This is a genomic window from Halorubrum tibetense (assembly GCF_042661865.1).
Taxonomy (GTDB): Archaea; Halobacteriota; Halobacteria; order Halobacteriales; family Haloferacaceae; genus Halorubrum; species Halorubrum tibetense.
Genome location: NZ_JBHSWW010000322.1, coordinates 1 through 2,463, shown reverse-complemented (window position 1 = coordinate 2,463; position 2,463 = coordinate 1). Strand labels below are relative to the sequence as shown.

Below are 2,463 nucleotides of genomic sequence, written 5' to 3'. Positions count from 1 at the left end.
ACGTCGCCGCGCGGACGGACCGAATTGCGCTCGGCACGTCGAGCGTCGTCCTCCCGCTCCGACACCCGATCCACGTCGCGAAGTCGGCCGCGAGCGTCGACCGACTCTCCGACGGACGGCTCGTCTTGGGGGTCGCCTCCGGCGACCGCGACCCGGAGTATGCGGCGTTCGGGGTCGACCGCGGGGAACGGGGTGCGGCCTTCCGCGAGCACGTCGAAGCGATCCGGTCGATCTGGCGCGAGTCGTTCCCCGAGATCGCGGGCGAGTGGGGAGAACTCGACGGCGAGCTCGACGTGCTGCCGAAGCCGGCAACCGGATCGATCCCGGTGTTGCCGACGGGGAACGCCCGTCAGTCGACCGAGTGGATCGCTGACAACGGCGACGGCTGGCTCTTCTATCACCTCCCGGAGGACACCCTCCGGTCGTACCTCGACCGGTGGCGCGAGCTCGCGGGTGACGCGCCGTTCGTCATCGCGGTGCGGGTCGCACTCGCGGACGACCCCGACGCCGGCCCGGAACACAGGCACCTCGGCTACCGTGCCGGAGTCGAGTGGTTTCGCGAGTACTTCCGACGGCTGGCGGAGTACGGGCTCGACCACGCCATCGTGGGGCTGGACGCCGCCGACGAGCCCGAGCACGCGCTGACGCGGTTCGCTGACGAGGTCATCGCGGAGCTGTGAGCCGCCGCCATCCCGAGAAGTGGAACCCGCAACGCGTTTGACCGCTCGTGACGTTTCTCGACGCATGCGAGAGGTGACGTTTCGGGTCCGTCATCACGAGGGGCCCGAGTGCGCGGCCAGCGCCGCGTTCCCGGACGTGACGATGCGGTCGGTGTCGTCGATGACCGGACGCGAGAACGCACGGAAACGGATCGTGGAGCTCCGCGGACCGACCGCGTCGATACGGGGGTTCCTCGACGCGTTCCGCGAGGCCGACGCGGTGGTCGAGGCCGAGCCGTTGTCGCCGGTGGCCGGAGATCACGCGTACGTCACGGTCGAGATCGACGCCCGGGAGTGGGACGGGATCGGCGATCGGCTCGCCGAGATGGGGATCCACTACCGGACCGGGACGACCATCTCCGCGGGCGTGGAGCGATGGACGGTGTACATCGACCCGGACGACGACCTCGCGGCGATCAGGGCGGAACTCGAACGCGGCGGCAACGAGGTCGAGCTCGCCCGCAACGTGGCGCTGTCCGGGGTCGAGCGCCCAGCTCGGCTGTCGTCCGCGCGGTTCCTCGAGGAGCTCACCCCGCGCCAGCGCGAGGTGCTCGCGACCGCGGTCGCGATCGGGTACTACGACCACGGCGGGGGTGTCGGCGTCGAGGCAGTCGCCGAGGAGCTGGGGCTGGCGACGACGACGGTGTGGGAGCATCTCTCCCGGGCGGAGGCGACCGTGATGAACGGGCTCGTCGATCGACTGGAGGTGTGAGAGGCCCACCGCAGATCGGGGTCCCGAGTCGTTTCACCGCGCGAACCCTTTTGTAGTTCGGCCACGCAGCGTCGCGTATGGACGACGTCTCGGTGTCGGTCCCGGCCGAGCAGTACGAGCGGCTCGACGCGCTCGCAGCCGCGCGCGGCGTCGAACCGGAGGTCCTCCTCTCGCGGCTCATCGAGGACGCGTATCAGGGTCACGACCCCAACGCCGCGGCGTCGATCGACCTCCCGCTCGGGGTCTGTGACGGCGACGAGCCGGACGCGAGTGAGAGCGAGGACGCCGCCGAAGACGCCGCCGAGTGACGGGGATCGGCGGGCGACCGTGGTGTGCTCGACCCACCCGAACCGACTTTGTGGATCCGGCGAGAGTGGTTCCCATGACCGAGATACTCGTGACCGGCGAGGCGCTCATCGACTTCCTGCCGGAGGGGGAAGCCGACCTCGTCGACACCGAGACGTTCCACCGCCGGGCCGGCGGTGCGCCCGCCAACGTCGCCGTCGGGCTGGCCCGGCTCGGCGAGCCGCCGCTGTTCTGGACGCGACTCGCCGAGGACCCGTTCGGCGACCATCTGACCGCCACGCTCACGGGAAACGGCGTCCGCCCGGACCTGATCGAACGGGACCCGGAAGCGGACACGACGCTCGCCTTCGTGAGCCTCGATCCCGACGCCGACCGGGCGTTCAGCTTCCACCGGAACGGGACCGCGGACACGCGGCTCCAACCGGGGGCCGTCGGGGACGACGCGCTCGCCGAGATCGAGTGGGTCCACGCTGGCGGCGTGGTGCTCGCCGACGAACCGAGTCGATCGGCGACGATCGACCTGTTGGAGCGCGCTCGCGACGCCGGTGCAGTCGTCTCGTTCGACCCCAACGCGAGGCCGGAGCTGTTCGCGGGGGACGACCTCGTCACGACCTGTCGCCGGGCGTTCGGGCTCGCTGACGTTGTCAAAGCCAGCGGCGAGGACCTCGTTCCGGGCCTCCTCGACGGCGTCGACGCCGATCCGGCCCGGGCGGACCCGACCGCGCT

General features: G+C 71.0%; 4 protein-coding genes. All 4 read left to right on the top strand.

Annotated elements, in window-relative coordinates; genetic code table 11:
• The coding region (locus ACFQEU_RS14490; RefSeq protein WP_379783302.1) for an LLM class flavin-dependent oxidoreductase at nucleotides 1–680 on the top strand (680 nt) is incomplete at its 5' end.
• A 64-nt stretch (nucleotides 681–744) separates the two neighbouring features.
• Nucleotides 745–1,431, top strand: a complete 687-nt coding sequence (locus ACFQEU_RS14485) for a helix-turn-helix domain-containing protein (protein ID WP_379783300.1) — start codon at nucleotides 745–747, stop codon at nucleotides 1,429–1,431.
• 77 nt (nucleotides 1,432–1,508) lie between these two features.
• Nucleotides 1,509–1,739, top strand: coding sequence for a ribbon-helix-helix protein, CopG family (locus ACFQEU_RS14480; protein ID WP_379783298.1), 231 nt, complete (start codon nucleotides 1,509–1,511; stop codon nucleotides 1,737–1,739).
• 74 nt (nucleotides 1,740–1,813) lie between these two features.
• A partial coding sequence (locus ACFQEU_RS14475) for a PfkB family carbohydrate kinase (RefSeq protein ID WP_379783296.1) occupies nucleotides 1,814–2,463 on the top strand: 650 nt, incomplete at its 3' end.

Excerpts from the sequence above, each read along its gene's own strand:
- ACFQEU_RS14485 (WP_379783300.1), top strand. The coding sequence starts at position 745 with ATGCGAGAGGTGACGTTTCGGGTCCGTCATCACGAGGGGCCCGAGTGC.
- ACFQEU_RS14480 (WP_379783298.1), top strand. The coding sequence starts at position 1,509 with ATGGACGACGTCTCGGTGTCGGTCCCGGCCGAGCAGTACGAGCGGCTC.